This window comes from Mesorhizobium sp. M0968, assembly GCF_040319065.1.
Classification (GTDB): domain Bacteria; phylum Pseudomonadota; class Alphaproteobacteria; order Rhizobiales; family Rhizobiaceae; genus Mesorhizobium.
Genome location: NZ_JAMYNL010000015.1, coordinates 77,930 through 92,055 on the forward strand (window position 1 = coordinate 77,930; position 14,126 = coordinate 92,055).

13 protein-coding genes are annotated in these 14,126 nt (G+C 62.6%); 7 read left to right on the forward strand and 6 right to left on the reverse strand.

Features of this window, described 5'->3' with window-relative positions:
* The first annotated feature begins 32 nt into the window (after nt 1-32).
* Nucleotides 33-197 carry a hypothetical protein gene (locus tag NKH67_RS22955; RefSeq protein ID WP_352471718.1) on the forward strand — a complete coding sequence of 55 codons (165 nt, stop codon included), beginning with the start codon at nt 33-35 and terminating at the stop codon, nt 195-197.
* Between the two features lie 64 nt (nt 198-261).
* On the opposite strand, the gene NKH67_RS22960 is transcribed toward NKH67_RS22955, so the two are convergent.
* The 4 genes from NKH67_RS22960 to NKH67_RS22975 form a co-directional block, all read right to left on the reverse strand.
* The gene (locus NKH67_RS22960; RefSeq protein WP_023674843.1) at nt 262-816 is read right to left on the reverse strand and encodes a hypothetical protein; all 555 of its coding nucleotides are present in this window, start codon (nt 814-816) and stop codon (nt 262-264) included.
* 87 nt (nt 817-903) lie between these two features.
* On the reverse strand, nt 904-1,998 hold the full coding sequence (locus tag NKH67_RS22965) for a YcjF family protein (RefSeq protein WP_352471717.1): 1,095 nt from the start codon (nt 1,996-1,998) through the stop codon (nt 904-906).
* Nucleotides 1,995-3,473, reverse strand: coding sequence for a YcjX family GTP-binding protein (locus NKH67_RS22970; protein ID WP_352502493.1), 1,479 nt, complete (start codon nt 3,471-3,473; stop codon nt 1,995-1,997). The genes NKH67_RS22965 and NKH67_RS22970 overlap by 4 nt, the downstream gene beginning before the upstream one ends.
* 62 nt (nt 3,474-3,535) lie before the next feature.
* Nucleotides 3,536-4,039, reverse strand: a complete 504-nt coding sequence (locus NKH67_RS22975) for a SixA phosphatase family protein (RefSeq protein WP_352471715.1) — start codon at nt 4,037-4,039, stop codon at nt 3,536-3,538.
* A 260-nt stretch (nt 4,040-4,299) separates the two neighbouring features.
* Between NKH67_RS22975 and dksA the strand changes: the two genes are divergently transcribed.
* Nucleotides 4,300-4,716, forward strand: coding sequence for an RNA polymerase-binding protein DksA (dksA, locus tag NKH67_RS22980; protein WP_023674847.1), 417 nt, complete (start codon nt 4,300-4,302; stop codon nt 4,714-4,716).
* An 83-nt stretch (nt 4,717-4,799) separates the two neighbouring features.
* Here the strand turns inward: dksA and NKH67_RS22985 are convergent, their stop codons facing one another.
* Nucleotides 4,800-5,552, reverse strand: a complete 753-nt coding sequence (locus NKH67_RS22985; RefSeq protein WP_352502494.1) for a hypothetical protein — start codon at nt 5,550-5,552, stop codon at nt 4,800-4,802.
* Between the two features lie 203 nt (nt 5,553-5,755).
* On the opposite strand from NKH67_RS22985, the gene cckA reads away from it, so the two are divergent.
* A complete protein-coding gene (gene cckA / locus NKH67_RS22990; RefSeq protein ID WP_352502495.1) occupies nt 5,756-8,329 on the forward strand; it encodes a cell cycle histidine kinase CckA in 2,574 nt (857 codons plus the stop codon).
* An 83-nt stretch (nt 8,330-8,412) separates the two neighbouring features.
* Nucleotides 8,413-9,123 carry a purine-nucleoside phosphorylase gene (locus NKH67_RS22995; protein WP_352502496.1) on the forward strand — a complete coding sequence of 237 codons (711 nt, stop codon included), beginning with the start codon at nt 8,413-8,415 and terminating at the stop codon, nt 9,121-9,123.
* A gap of 42 nt (nt 9,124-9,165) precedes the next feature.
* Here NKH67_RS22995 and NKH67_RS23000 read toward each other — a convergent pair whose 3' ends face one another.
* Complete coding sequence (locus tag NKH67_RS23000) at nt 9,166-9,561, reverse strand: hypothetical protein (RefSeq protein ID WP_352502497.1); 396 nt, start codon at nt 9,559-9,561, stop codon at nt 9,166-9,168.
* A 301-nt stretch (nt 9,562-9,862) separates the two neighbouring features.
* On the opposite strand from NKH67_RS23000, the gene urtA reads away from it, so the two are divergent.
* The 3 genes from urtA to urtC all read left to right on the forward strand — a co-directional run bounded on the left by urtA (nt 9,863) and on the right by urtC (nt 14,119).
* Nucleotides 9,863-11,173 (forward strand): urea ABC transporter substrate-binding protein, encoded by a 1,311-nt coding sequence (gene urtA / locus NKH67_RS23005; RefSeq protein WP_352455694.1) that lies wholly within the window; start codon nt 9,863-9,865, stop codon nt 11,171-11,173.
* A 100-nt stretch (nt 11,174-11,273) separates the two neighbouring features.
* Complete coding sequence (urtB, locus tag NKH67_RS23010; protein ID WP_352471710.1) at nt 11,274-12,890, forward strand: urea ABC transporter permease subunit UrtB; 1,617 nt, start codon at nt 11,274-11,276, stop codon at nt 12,888-12,890.
* Entirely contained in the window at nt 12,887-14,119 is a 1,233-nt protein-coding gene (urtC, locus tag NKH67_RS23015; protein WP_352471709.1) for an urea ABC transporter permease subunit UrtC, read from the forward strand. The genes urtB and urtC overlap by 4 nt, the downstream gene beginning before the upstream one ends.
* Nucleotides 14,120-14,126 lie beyond the last annotated feature (7 nt).

The window sequence follows — 14,126 nt, forward strand, 5'->3', positions numbered from 1 at the left end:
ACTGAACAGGATAATGGGCTCCCGCGCGTTGCTTGTTCCAGCAATCCGGCGCTAAGGACCCGGCTTCGGCCAGTGAAGGGCGAGCGACGATCAAGTCGCGGCCCTTTCAGGCGGTGACAACCAAGTATCAGGGCGGCACGACAGCAGCCGCGGCCTGCAAGGCCTATGACGAGGTGATTGCCGCGATCAAAGGCTGAGCACTTATTTGCAAATCAAAAGAGGGCGGCGCCGTTTGGCCGCCGCCCTTCTCACGCTGAAAGCTCAGTTCGGAGTTATGGAGCCGACCTCGACTGCATCGATCCGCTTCAGCTTCATGCCGATGACCGGGACCAGCTGCTGGTCGACGCGCACGGCAACGGTCACTGTCATCGAATTGTCGTCGGGGACAAGCGCCTGCATCACGCCGCGCAACTGATTGCGATTGATGGTGAAAACCACCTTGTGCGCATCGACGACATTGCCGCCGATAATGTCGAGGCCGGAGCCGGCGGCCCCGCCCATAAAGCTACCCTTGTAGCCCTGCCGGCCCTTGTGTTCGATCGTTGCCGACATCTGCTGGGTGAACATGCCTACCCGACAGCCGCCGTCGAGCGACATGCCGACCTTGCCGTCAGGCGTCGAGCCGATGAAGCTGCAGGTGAATTTCGTGCCCTTGTATTTGCCGGCAACGATTTCCCCGGGGCCGACCCATTTGCCTTCGACCGACCGAAAGAACTGCTTGTCCGGTTCCGCCGCCGAGGTCTTTCCGGCAATGCCGACGGTTGCGACAAGCGCGAGCGCCACGGGCAGCCCGCTGGACAGAATAACGCTTTTCATCGACGACACCCGGCAACAAAGAGACTGGTTTGGACGCTTCCGACCATGGACAAGATTGGTTAATGCTTTGTCACCCCAAGGCAATAGTCACGTTCCGGAAGCGGATGTTTCTTTTTCTTTCTTTGCTGCAAAGGAGGTCAGCGCGGAGAGGAAATCGCCCAATCCGGGCCGCCTGACCGCGTAAAAGGGCAGGGGCCTTGCGGTTTCCATCGCTGCAATGCCGATGCGCGCAGTCATCATGCCGTTGACGACGCCTTCGCCGAGCTTGGCCGAGAGCCGGGCGGCAAGGCCGTGGCCGACGATCTGCTGGACGAAACTGTCGCCGACGGCGATCGACCCGGTGACCGCGAGATGGGCCAGAACGCTGCGCGCCAGGCGAAAAAAGCCAAGCGTGCCGGGGCGGCCGCCATAAAGTTCCGACAGCCGGCGAATCAACCGGCCGGCTTCGAACACGACATAAGCGACGTCGACCAGCGCGCGGGGGCTGACCGCGGTCACCAGGGAGACGCGCTTCGCCGCTTCGAGGATCATCACCCTGGCGCGGGCATCGAGCGGGCCGAGTATCTCGGTCTCGGCCAGGCGCACCAAATTGCCGCCGTCAATGATCTCGCCGCGCAATTCGGCCAGCGAGCGCCTGCCGGCCGCGGTTTCAGGCTTGGCCGAGACAAAGACCGACAACTCGTCGACCACGGCGCGGGCGGCCTTCGGATCGTCACGGGCAATTGCATCGAGCGCCCGCTTCTGCAACTTTTCGACCTCGGCAAGGCGGGCAATCGCCATGAATTCGCGCACGAGGATGATCAGAAGCGCCAGGATGGCGATCGCGGCCATAGCGGCAGCCAGCCAGCCCAGCCACTCGGCGCGCTCGAACAGGTCGCGAATCAGCTGGTCGGTCCAGAGGCCGACGGCGAGCGAAACTAGAACGCCCAGCGCGCCGAAGAACAGGCTGCCAAGCAGCGAACGTTTTCGCGGCGCAATCGCCGGCGGCGGTTCGGCGGCGACGATATCAGGCTCGTCGAAGACGTCGATCTCCGCCGGTGTGACCACGGCAAGATCCGCCGTCACGGTACGCGGCTTTCGCGCCGGCGCGGCCCCGGACGCAGTATGGTGAGCCGTCGAATCTTCCTTCTGCTGGGGCTCCGGCTCGATGCGAAAGGCCGCCGGTCTGCGGGGCGCACTCATGCGAGATGATCTCCGATCAGGAACTGCAGCGCGCGGTCGAGCCTGATATGCGGCAGCGACAGCGTGACGCCCTCGGCGGTGCGCTCGAGTTTCGGCGGGCGAAAGCGCACGAAGCGGATCGCGGGGTCGTCATCGTTCTGCCGGCGGGTCGATTCGGAAACATCGAACACCGCATCAACTTTCTCCGGCAAGTCACCGGGAAATATGGCTGTTTCTGTCTTTCCGTCAAAGGTTTCGCCATCGATTTTTTCGCCGCGCAACGGCATGCCGATAATGACCGGCAAAGTCTCGCGGCCCTGCTTGACCGTGCCTTCCCGGGTCGCGCGCATGGCAGCCATAGCGACGACGTTGACGTCGGCGCCGGTGAAATTCGCCCGCGCCACGGCTCGGTCGGCTAGCCGCCGCACGATCGCCTGCAGCCGGTCGTGGCTTTCGTGGTGCAGATGGTCGGCCTTGGTCGCGGCCACCAATATACGGTCGATACGCCTCGAAAACAGGTCGGTCAGGAAATTGCCCCGGCCGGGCCGGAAACAGGACAGGATTTCGGTGACCGCGCGCTCTAGATCGGCCATCGCACCGGGGCCGGCATTCAATGCCTGCAATGCGTCGATCAGCACGATCTGGCGGTCGAGACGCGTGATGTGTTCGCGAAAAAACGGTTTGACGACATGCGTCTTGTAAGCCTCGTAGCGCCGCTCCATCATAGCCTGCAGCGATCCCGAGCGGGCGCGCCGGCCGCCCAGATTCGGCAGCGGCGCGAAGGTGAGAGCGGGCGAGCCTTCAAGATCGCCGGGCATCAGGAAGCGGCCGGGCGGCAAGGTCGAAAGCGCCCGCTCGTCGAGTTTACAGGCCTTGAGATAGGCCGCGAAGCTCTCAGCGAGACGGCGCGCCGTCATCTCGTCGGCCTCGGCGTTGGGGTCGACCGGATCGGAGAGCGCCCGCCATTCCCGCGAAAGGTCGACACGCACCGCCAACACGGCCATCTCGAAGGCCTCACGCGAAAAATCGGCGTAGGACTTGCCGAGCAGCGGCAGGTCGAGCAGCCATTCGCCGGGATAATCGACGATGTCGACCGACAATTTGCCGGCGGAAAACATGCGGCTCCAGCCAGAGGCCGATTCGTATTCGATGGTGAGCCTCAGTTCGGAAATCGCACGCGTCGAATCCGGCCAGACGCGATCGTCGACAAGAGCTGCGATGTGATCCTCGTACTGGAAGCGTGGGACCGCGTCGTCCGGCTGCTCTTCGAGAAAAGCCCTGGCGATGCGCCCCGATTTTTGTGCCTCAAACAGCGGCAAGCGTCCGCCATGGACGAGATTGTGCACAAGGGCCGAGATGAACACCGTCTTGCCGGCGCGGGACAGCCCGGTCACGCCAAGACGCAGTGACGGAGCGAAAAGCCCGGCAGCGCGGCCTGACAACGTATCCAAGGCAATCTTCGCCTCGTCGGTAAAAGTCGTCAGCGCTGATGGCAAATCTGTTCTCGCGGGCCGGTCAGGATCCGATATAGGCTTTGATGCGCGGCTTTGAAATGGCCTCAGATATCGGCAGGCGTCAGGAAGGCTTCGAGATAGCCGGTGCCTGGCGCAGCCTCGGCAAGTCTGCCGTTGAACCGGACCACCGCAAGTGCGGAGGTCGGGAAGCCGTGGTTCAGCATGGCCCGCGCGGTCTCGTCGCCGTCGCCCGAGAGCGCCATGGCGAGATCCTCAATCATCGGATTGTGGCCGATGACGAGCAAGGCATCCAGCCCGCCATTCTGCCGGATGGCAGTGAGGTACGCGGCGGCATCGTCGCTGTAGAGGGTGTCACAGAACAGCACCCGGCCCGTGTCCGTGTGGCCAGCCAGGCTTTCCAGCGTCTGGCGGGCGCGCTTGGCGCTTGAGCAAAGGGTGAGGGCCGGTGCGTATTTGCGGGAACGCATCAGGACGCCCATCGCTTCGGCATCGGCGAAGCCGGATGGATCGAGCGGGCGGTCGAAGTCAGCCACGCCAGGCAGCGCCCAGCCGGCCTTCGCATGCCTCAGCAGGTACAGTCTGGTCACCGGATCCCCGTTGTGCCGGGCACCGAACCCGTCAGCACGCCGCAGGATTTGCCATCAGAAGAGCTCCGTGCGCAATGGCAAGCGCCCCTCAAGCATAGCGAATCATGTACGGATTCGGTCGTATTCTTCGCAAAAAGGGCATCGCCGATGCCGTTTTGTCCGAGACTAACAATTGCGTGAAACTGTCGTCGATTGACCTTGTGCAGCTTTCGGTCCGCGAATATATAGGCGCCAAATTTGGGGTTTGTTGGGTGAGTCGAATGAACGACATCGTTACCGCCGATTACGTACCCTCCGAAGACGAGCCGTTCATGAACGAGCGGCAGAAATCCTACTTTCGCATGAAGCTCGTCACCTGGAAGAACGACATCTTGCGCGAAGCGCGCGAAACTCTCGAAATCCTGCAGCAGGAAAACGCCAACCACCCCGACCTCGCCGATCGCGCCTCCTCAGAAACCGACCGCGCCATCGAACTTCGCGCCCGCGATCGCCAGCGAAAACTCATCTCCAAGATCGATTCGGCCCTCCAGCGCCTTGACGAAGGCACTTACGGTTATTGCGAGGAGACGGGCGAGCCGATCGCGCTGAAGCGGCTCGACGCGCGCCCGATCGCCACCTTGTCGATCGAGGCACAGGAGCGCCATGAGCGGCGCGAGAAGGTCTACCGCGACGACTGAATCGCCGGGAAAAACAGCGGCATCGGTAAAGCGTTCACAATGGCCGGTTTTCCGGCCATTTTCATTGGCCGTTCGCTATCGGCCTATCTTTTCTGATTGGACAACTCGCCGAGGAGCTTCGTCATCTCGTCGTCGAGAGAGGGTGATGCCTTCGCCACCGGCTTGCTCGGCGTTTGGCTGAAGCGTGGCTCGTCGAGGGAAACCTCCAGCTCCTTCATCAGCGCATCGTCAATCGACTCGTGCTGTGCCGGCGGCTCGTATCTTGCCGGGGAGTCCTGTCTTGCCGGCGGCTGCGCATGCCGCGAGGCACTGGCGTTGACGGATCCATAACTTGGCAACGGCGTGACGTTCGATGCCGGTTTCGGCGCCGGCGCCGGCATTGTTGCCGGCATCGTCGCCGTCTGGCGGGCTCGGACAGGGGTCGCGGTTACGCTTGCCGGCTGCGGTGGCGCTTGCCTCACCGGCGCGGCTGTGGTCGAAGCAGACCTTGCTGCCGGCTGGTGGCCGTTGTCTCCGGTCAATGCCGGGCGCCGCAACGCCGAGAGCCTGATGTCGCGCTCGACGACGACGTCGGTCGGACCACCGATCAAGAGCAGGTGCTCGATATCGTCACGGCGCACCAGCACCAGCCGCCGGTGACTGTCGACCGCTGTGGCATCCATGACAGCCAGCCGCGTCTTGCGGTTCCTGCCGCCGGCGACGAATGTCCCGAACGTCAGGCTGCGGATCAGCCTGATGATAAGAAGAATGATGAGCAGAAGGACAAGTACTGCAAACGTCCATAGGATTGCTGCGGCATAACCAGGACCCGCCACGCCATCCAGCCATTGCAGCATTGGTTCCCCCAAAATCAGCTTTCGAAGAGAAGCGACACTAGACTGTTGCGGCAGGCCACCGCAAGTTGCCTTTCACGCTTCGTGAACAGCTTGAAACGCCGGGAGCCGAACGGCGTCATTTTTAGCGGACATCTGCAGCCGGGCCTTTTCCCAACCCTGAGAATATGATTCAACCGACACCGGAATTCACGAGCAGGGGGCACATGGCCAAGGAAGCGCGCGGCGATTTCTATCCGGTACCTATCGTCGACCAGAACACGCGACCGGGAGCGGTCACCCGGCTCATCGTCTTCATCGTCGTCCTGACTGGGGCAGCGATCGTCTTCGGCCTTTTCCGCGAGCGCCTTGGCGATCCATTCCTGCTTGGCATGCTTGGCGTGCTGGCGATGATCGGCGTCGGCTTTCTATTCGCCACTGCGATCGGCTTCGTGCACATCACGCCGCGCTCGACAAGCGACGAACTGTCGAAAGCTTTCGTCGATTCGATGTCGCAAGGTCTCCTGGTCACCGACACCAAAGGCCGTATCATCTACGCCAACCGGACCTATGCTGATATGACGGGTGCCGAGTCGGCCGCCGACCTCAAGACCGTCGAAGGTTTGCTTTCAGACGTTCCCGAGGCCTCGGTGACCATATACCGGCTGGCGTCAGGCCTGCGTGACGGCCAGCCTGGCGACGGCGAGTTTCGGCTCGCGCAGTCCATTCGGCCAGGCGCCGAACCCGGCGCTCGCTGGTACCGCGTTCGGGCCCGCGCCTTCAGCGTTCCCGGCCAGCGGCTGCCCATGCTTGCCTGGCAGCTTGCCGACATCTCGCAGGAACGGGCCGAGCAGGAGCGGTTCTTTCTCGACCTGCAAAAGGCGATCGATCACCTCGACCATGCGCCGGCCGGTTTCTTTTCGGCCGACCAGGAAGGCCGCGTCACCTATATCAACGCGACCCTTGCGGAGTGGCTGGGCATCGACCTGGCCAGCTTCACTCCCGGCGCCATCACGCTGCCGGAGATCGTCGCCGGCGACGGCATGGCGCTGGTCCGTTCGGTCAAGGCCGACGCTGGTACCACGCGCAATGCCGTTATCGACCTCGATCTGACGACGATGACCGGCGAGGCGCTGCCGGTGCGCTTCATGCATCGTGTCTCGGCCAGCCGAGAGGGTCTCAACGGCCCGACTCGCACCATCGTGCTCAACCGGACGCAAGGCGAGGACGCTTCGGCCGACCTCCGCGCATCGGAAATACGCTTCACGCGGTTCTTCAACTCGACGCCGATGGCGATAGCCGGCGTCGACCATGCCGGCCGCATCCTGCGCACCAATGCGCCATTCCTGTCGCTGTTTTCCTCGGTCGTCGACCGCGACGCGGTCGATCGGCGTGTGCGGCTGGATACGGTGATCCACGAGCGCGACCGGCCGGCTTTCGCCGCGGCCTTCGAAAAGGCACGCCAGCAACAGGCTGACATCGAGCCGATCGATACGGTGCTGCCCGGCAATGAGGAGCGTCACATACGCTTCTACGTCAACGCGGTCGCAGACGGTACCGGTGGCGAGGGCGCCGAGGAATCGGCCATCGTCTATGCCGTCGAGACCACTGAGCAAAAGGCCCTCGAGGGCCAGATGGCGCAGAGCCAGAAGATGCAGGCGGTCGGCCAACTCGCCGGCGGCATCGCGCATGATTTCAACAATGTGCTGACCGCCATCATCATGGCCTCGGACCTGCTGTTGACCAACCACCGGCCGTCCGATCCGTCATTCCCGGACATCATGAACATCAAGCAGAATGCCAACCGGGCGGCCTCGCTGGTGCGGCAGTTGCTGGCCTTCTCGCGCAAGCAGACGCTGCGGCCGGAGGTGCTCAACCTGACCGACGTGCTCGCCGATCTCAGAATGCTGCTTGCCCGGCTGGTCGGCAACGATATCAAGCTCAAGATCGACCATGGCCGCGACCTGTGGCCGGTCAGGGTCGATATCGGGCAGTTCGAGCAAGTGGTGGTCAATCTGGTGGTCAATGCGCGCGATGCGATGCCGGCCGGCGGCGACCTCACGGTGCGCACCCGCAACGTCAGCGCCGGAGAGTGCAAGACCTTTTCCTACCGCGAACTTACTCCGGCCGACTATGTGCTGGTCGAGGTCGAGGACAGCGGCAGCGGCATCGCGCCTGATGTGCTGAAAAAGATCTTCGAGCCCTTCTTCACGACAAAGGAGGTTGGCAAGGGAACCGGACTCGGCCTGTCCATGGTCTATGGCATCATCAAGCAGACAGGCGGCTTCATCTTCTGCGATTCCGAAGTCGGCAAGGGATCCGTGTTCCGCATCTTCCTGCCGCGGCACATTGCGGAGGCAAGGAAGGCGGGCGAGGCTGGAGAAGTGCCGGCCGCCCCTGCCAAGATCACCGACTCAGCCAAGGATCTGTCGGGCTCGGCCACGGTGCTGCTGGTTGAAGACGAGGACGCCGTGCGCATGGGCGGCATGCGGGCGCTGAAATCGCGCGGCTACACCGTCCACGAGGCGTCGTCGGGCGTCGAGGCGCTTGAAGTCTACGAAGCGCTCGGCGGCAAGGTCGACGTCGTGGTGTCGGACGTGGTGATGCCGGAAATGGATGGCCCGACGCTGCTTGGCGAATTGCGCAAACGGCAGCCCGACATCAAGTTTATCTTCGTGTCCGGCTATGCCGAAGACGCGTTCGCCAAGAACTTGCCGGCCGACGCGCATTTCGGCTTCTTGCCGAAGCCGTTTTCGCTCAAGCAATTGGCCACGATCGTAAAGGACATGCTGGAATCCTGACCCTTCCAACGCTCCGCTTGCGCAATGTCGTGAGACTGCCATGATTACAGGCGAAACGGGCGACGGGTTTTGGAAAGCATGCCGTGACGCCACACAACGAGGCTAGCAAAGGCGACTACGCAAGCACGGTGCTGCTGCCGGGCGACCCGCAGCGCGCTGAATGGATGGCGGAGACCTTTCTGGAAGCGCCGCGCTGCGTCAACCGCCGCCGCGGCGCGCTCGGCTTTACCGGGTTGTTTCGCGGCAAGCCTGTCAGCATCCAGTCCACCGGCATCGGCGTCCCGTCATTCCTGGTCTACGTGCACGAGCTGCTGGACTTCTACGGTGCGAAAACGTTGATCCGCACCGGCACCTGCGGTGGCCTGACCGCCGAGATGGCGCTGCGCAGCCTGGTGATCGCACAATCGGTGCGCGGCGAAAATGCGGAGAGCGGCCAGGTTTTTGGTCTCTATCGTGCCGATGCCGGCCCCGATCCTGCATTGTTGGCCCAGGCGTTGGCCCGCGCTTCGGAACTCGGCATCGACCATCGGGCCGGACTGACCATCTGCAGCGATATTTTTTATCATCCGCTGGGGCGCGAACGCTTTGCCGAAGCACAGGCACAGGGGGCGCTCGCCGTGGATATGGAAACCAGCGCACTCTACCGCATTGCGGCCGATTTCGGCGCCCGGGCGCTGTCCATCCTGACCGTCGTCGACAATGTGGCAACCGGCGAGCAGACCGACTATTCCGAACGCCAGGGCCTTTTCACCGATATGACCCGGCTGGCGCTCGACATGGCAGCGGAGAGCTAGGCGGCTTCTACTTCGGAGTACGGAACCTCGCCAGGTTCCTTTTCAACGCTTCGTGCAGGTCGAGGCGGTAAAGGCGCCGTCTGGCTGCTTCATGATGATGTCGAAGGACGGGGTGGTTCCGCTTTCCAGCGTCGCTTGCGTAAGCGAGATCGAGTTGCCACCGCTGGTGTAGCCGCCCAGCGGACCCAGCCAGGTAATCACCCCGTCTGCATCCATCTGGTAGTTATAACTCTGCGGCGCGGTGCCGAAGCTAACCGGACCGCTATAGACGTTTCCCTTGATGGTGATGTCGCCGAGGCTGAGGAACATGCCCAGCAGATAGACTTCGCAATGATAGGAGCCGTCCGGCAGCTTGCCGTCGCTGAAGCCGGCGCGCGCTACGGTCGTCGTCGCCAGCAGAAGCATGGTGATGAAAATGCAAGACGTTCGGAAGGCCATGGCGTCGCTCGTTTAAGGGTTCGAACTTGCCCCATTTCGCTGCGGCGCTGCAATCCTCGCCAGCGCTCATATGATGCTGCTCAAAATTCGGGCATTGGCCTGTATATGAGTAAAACTTAGGCTGATACGAGTGATCTTTTCTCATTTCAAACCTGGCAGGCGAGGTTCATCTCCTGCGGCTAATACATTAACCGACTGACAGGGCTGGGAAATCTCAAACCCTCCGATCTTTCGCCGGTGATTGGCACAGCCGTTGCATGGTCTGTTCCGATGCAGTTAACCAGCTTGGGAGTTTAAAAGTATGAGGGGCAGTTTCTCGACAATAACAAAAATGTTTTCGGCCGGCGTGGTCACCGCCGGCCTGCTGATGAGCGTTCCCGCCAAGGCGGCCGACGACACCATCAAGGTCGGCATCCTCCATTCGCTGTCGGGAACCATGGCGATCTCGGAGACGACGCTGAAGGACGCCATGCTGATGCTCATCGAAGAGCAGAATGCCAAGGGTGGCCTGCTCGGCAAGAAGCTCGAGGCGGTGGTCGTCGATCCGGCTTCCAACTGGCCGCTGTTCGCCGAAAAGGCGCGCGAGCTGATCTCCAAGGACAAGGTCGCGGCGGTGTTCGGCTGCTGGACCTCGGTGTCGCGCAAATCGGTGCTGCCGGTGTTCAGCGAACTCGACAACATCCTTTTCTATCCCGTCCAGTATGAGGGCGAGGAGAGCGAACGCAACGTGTTCTACACCGGTGCGGCGCCGAACCAGCAGGCCATTCCCGCGGTCGACTATCTGATGAGCGAGGACGGCGGTTCGGTGAAGCGCTGGGTTCTCGAAGGCACCGACTACGTCTACCCGCGCACCACCAACAAAATCCTCGAGGCCTATCTGAAGGCCAAGGGCGTCGCTGCGGAAGACATCATGGTCAACTACACGCCGTTCGGCTTCTCCGACTGGCAGACCGAAGTTTCGGCGATCAAGAAGTTCGGCTCGGCCGGCAAGAAGACCGCCGTGGTCTCGACCGTCAATGGCGACGCCAACGTGCCGTTCTACAAGGAGCTCGGCAACCAGGGCATCAAGGCCGAGGACATCCCGGTCATGGCCTTCTCGGTCGGCGAGGAAGAGCTTGCCGGTCTCGACACTGCGCCGCTGGTCGGCCATCTCGCCGCCTGGAACTATTTCGAGAGCGTCGACACGCCCGAGAACGCGAAGTTCATCGCCGACTGGCACAAATTCATCAAGAACGACAAACGCACCACCAACGACCCGATGGAAGCCCATTATATCGGCTTCAACATGTGGGTGAAGGCGGTCGAGAAGGCCGGCACCACCGATCCGGACAAGGTCATCGACGCCATGGTCGGCGTCTCGGTGCCGAACCTGACCGGCGGTTATTCGACGATGATGCCGAACCATCACATCACCAAGCCGGTGCTGATCGGCGAAATCCAGGCCGACGGCCAGTTCGAAACCGTCTCGCAGACGCCAGGCCTGGTGATGGGCGACGAGTGGTCCGACTACCTGCCTGACTCCAAGGACCTGATCTCCGATTGGCGCGCGCCTCTGTCCTGCGGCAACTTCAATGTTGCCACCGGCAAATGCGGCGGCAAGGGAACCAACTGATCCTCCCGGTCTGTCCTCCCAGACCCGCAAGCCTCCGGGCAGGCTCCTCCTCCAGCCTGCCCGGAGGCGACATTCAATCTTCAAGAGCCACCAGAAACCAATGATCCTGATCCGCGCGATTGGCCTGATGCTGCTCCTTCTCCTGGGGACGCTGCTGCCGTCGAACGCCAGCGAAGCAGATCTGCGCGTGGTCATCGCCAAATTCGCCACCGCCGCCAATTTTCCGGCGATAGAAGCCGTGGTGCGCGAGCTTGCGGCTTCCGGCGATCCGGCCGTAGAACGGCCGCTTGCCGCGCTTGCGGAGGGCAGCCTTTACGTCCGCAAGGCCGATTCACTGGTCTTTGTCGGCAAGGAGAGCGGCGACGGTATCGAGCTGCTCGATACGCTCACCGGCGAAAGGTCGGGCGAAGCTGCCAAGGCCGAAATCACCAAGATCAAGGTCAACAACACGCTGCGCCGCGTCATTCGCGATGCGTTGGGCACGCTGACGCTCGGCTCCAAGGATCCGGCCGTGCGCATTGCCGCCGCCGACACAATGTTCAAGACGCCGGACGCGGCAAACATCGAGTCGCTCGACACCGCGATCGCCAATGAGAGCGTGGCAAACGTCAAGGCGCTGCTCGAACAGGCCCGCGCCGCGTCGGTTCTCGTTTCAGACAGGCCAGAGGCCGACAAGCTGGCGACTATCGCGCTCATCGGTGCGCGCGGCGACCGCGATGCGGTGTCGCTGCTCACGTCGGTAGAGGCCAATTCCGAAGGTGCGGTGAAGGACGCGGCGACCGCGGCGATCGCCAACATCAATTCGACGCTGGCGCTGTGGGATGCCGGCCAGAATATCTGGTATGGCATATCGCTTGGATCGGTGCTGCTGCTGGCGGCGATTGGCCTGGCCATCACCTTCGGCGTCATGGGCGTCATCAACATGGCGCATGGCGAGATGGTCATGCTCGGCGCCTACACGACCTTCGTCGTGCAGGAGGTTATCCGCAATTCCTTTCCCGGCCTGTTCGACTGGTCGCTGGTCATCGCCCTGCCGCTGGCCTTCCTGGTGGCGGCGCTCGTCGGCCTTGTCATCGAGCGCGGGCTGATCCGCTTCCTCTATGGACGGCCGCTGGAAACCCTGCTGGCGACATGGGGTGTGTCGCTGATCCTGCAGCAGGCCGTACGCACCATCTTCGGGCCGACCAACCAGGAGGTAGGTAACCCGTCATGGATGTCCGGCTCGTTCAATATCGGGCAGCTTGCCGTGACCTGGAACCGGCTCTGGATCCTGGTATTCGCGCTCGGCGTGTTCGCGGTGCTGCTCTACGTGATGAAACGCACGCCCTGGGGGCTGCAGATGCGTGCCGTCACCGCCAATCGCCGCATGGCTGCCTCGATGGGCATCAGGACGCCGTGGGTGGACGCCCTGACGTTTGCACTCGGCTCCGGCATTGCCGGCATCGCCGGTGTCGCGCTCAGCCAGATCGACAACGTCTCGCCCAATCTCGGCCGCGGCTACATCATCGACAGCTTCATGGTCGTCGTTTTCGGCGGTGTCGGCAATCTTTGGGGCACGCTGGTCGGCGCTTTCTCGCTCGGCATCGTCAACAAGTTCCTCGAACCTTATGCCGGAGCAGTGCTCGGCAAGATCGTCGTCCTGGTGCTGATCATCCTGTTCATCCAGAAACGCCCGCGCGGTCTGTTCGCGCTAAAGGGCAGGTCGGTGGAAGCATGATCACGGGACGCTTCTTTGCCGCCGGCGCCGACCGCCGCGTCGCCATCACCATCTTCATCCTGCTGGCGGTTGCAATCGTCGTGCCGCTGCTCAATCTTGCGGTCTCGCCGACAAGTGCGTTTTACGTGCCGTCCTATATCGTCGCGCTCACCGGCAAATACCTCTGCTATGCACTGCTCGCCTTGGCGCTCGATCTCGTCTGGGGCTATTGCGGCATCCTCTCGCTCGGCCACGGCGCCTTCTTCGCACTCGGCGGCTATGCGATGGGCATGTATCTGATGCGCCAGATCGGCTCGCGCGGCGTCTACGGCAATCCGCTGCTGCCGGATTTCATGGTGTTCCTTAACTACAAGGAATTGCCATGGTTCTGGTATGGCTTCGACCACTTCTGGTTTGCCGCGGTCATGGTGCTTGCGGTGCCCGGCCTGCTCGCCTTCGTCTTCGGCTGGTTTGCCTTCCGCAGCCGCGTCACCGGCGTCTATCTGTCGATCATCACCCAGGCGATGACCTATGCGCTGCTGCTTGCGTTTTTCCGCAACGACATGGGTTTCGGCGGCAATAACGGCCTGACCGATTTCAAGGACATTCTACGGTTCAACGTGCAGGCCGACATGACGCGGTCGGCGCTGTTCGCGGCCAGCGCCGTCATGCTGGCGTTTGCCGTCTTCGTCACCTGGGCAATCGTCGGTTCCAAGTACGGCAAGCTTTTGATGGCGGTGCGCGACGCCGAAAGCCGCACACGCTTTCTCGGCTGGCGGGCGGAGAACGTCAAACTGTTCGCATTCACCCTGTCGGCGGTGATGGCCGGCATCGCCGGTGCGCTTTACGTGCCACAGGTCGGCATCATCAACCCTGGCGAATTCGAGCCGTCCAATTCGATCGAGGTGGTGGTGTGGGCGGCCGTCGGCGGGCGCGGCACCATCGTCGGGCCGATCATCGGCGCGCTTCTGGTCAATGCCGGTAAATCCTGGTTCACCGGCGTGCTGCCTGAATTCTGGCTGTTTGCACTGGGCGGACTGTTTGTCGCCGTCACGCTGTTCCTGCCCAAGGGCATCATCGGCATGTGGGATTCCTGGCGCGGCAACGCCAAGGCGCTGCGGGCGGCCTCGGTTGCCGAGGAAGCCGGCATCGATCCCGATGCGCCGGTGCCGCCGAAAACTGACCGCTCGGCGGCGAGAAGGCCGGGCGACTGGTCGGCCTCCGGCGCCGAACCGCAGCCGGCGGAGTGATGGCCTG

Coding starts and splice junctions, on each gene's coding strand:
- urtB (WP_352471710.1), top strand. CDS start 11,274: ATGATCCTGATCCGCGCGATTGGCCTGATGCTGCTCCTTCTCCTGGGG.
- dksA (WP_023674847.1), top strand. CDS start 4,300: ATGAACGACATCGTTACCGCCGATTACGTACCCTCCGAAGACGAGCCG.
- cckA (WP_352502495.1), top strand. CDS start 5,756: ATGGCCAAGGAAGCGCGCGGCGATTTCTATCCGGTACCTATCGTCGAC.
- urtA (WP_352455694.1), top strand. CDS start 9,863: ATGAGGGGCAGTTTCTCGACAATAACAAAAATGTTTTCGGCCGGCGTG.
- NKH67_RS22985 (WP_352502494.1), bottom strand. CDS start 5,552: ATGCTGCAATGGCTGGATGGCGTGGCGGGTCCTGGTTATGCCGCAGCA.
- urtC (WP_352471709.1), top strand. CDS start 12,887: ATGATCACGGGACGCTTCTTTGCCGCCGGCGCCGACCGCCGCGTCGCC.
- NKH67_RS22960 (WP_023674843.1), bottom strand. CDS start 816: ATGAAAAGCGTTATTCTGTCCAGCGGGCTGCCCGTGGCGCTCGCGCTT.
- NKH67_RS22965 (WP_352471717.1), bottom strand. CDS start 1,998: ATGAGTGCGCCCCGCAGACCGGCGGCCTTTCGCATCGAGCCGGAGCCC.
- NKH67_RS23000 (WP_352502497.1), bottom strand. CDS start 9,561: ATGGCCTTCCGAACGTCTTGCATTTTCATCACCATGCTTCTGCTGGCG.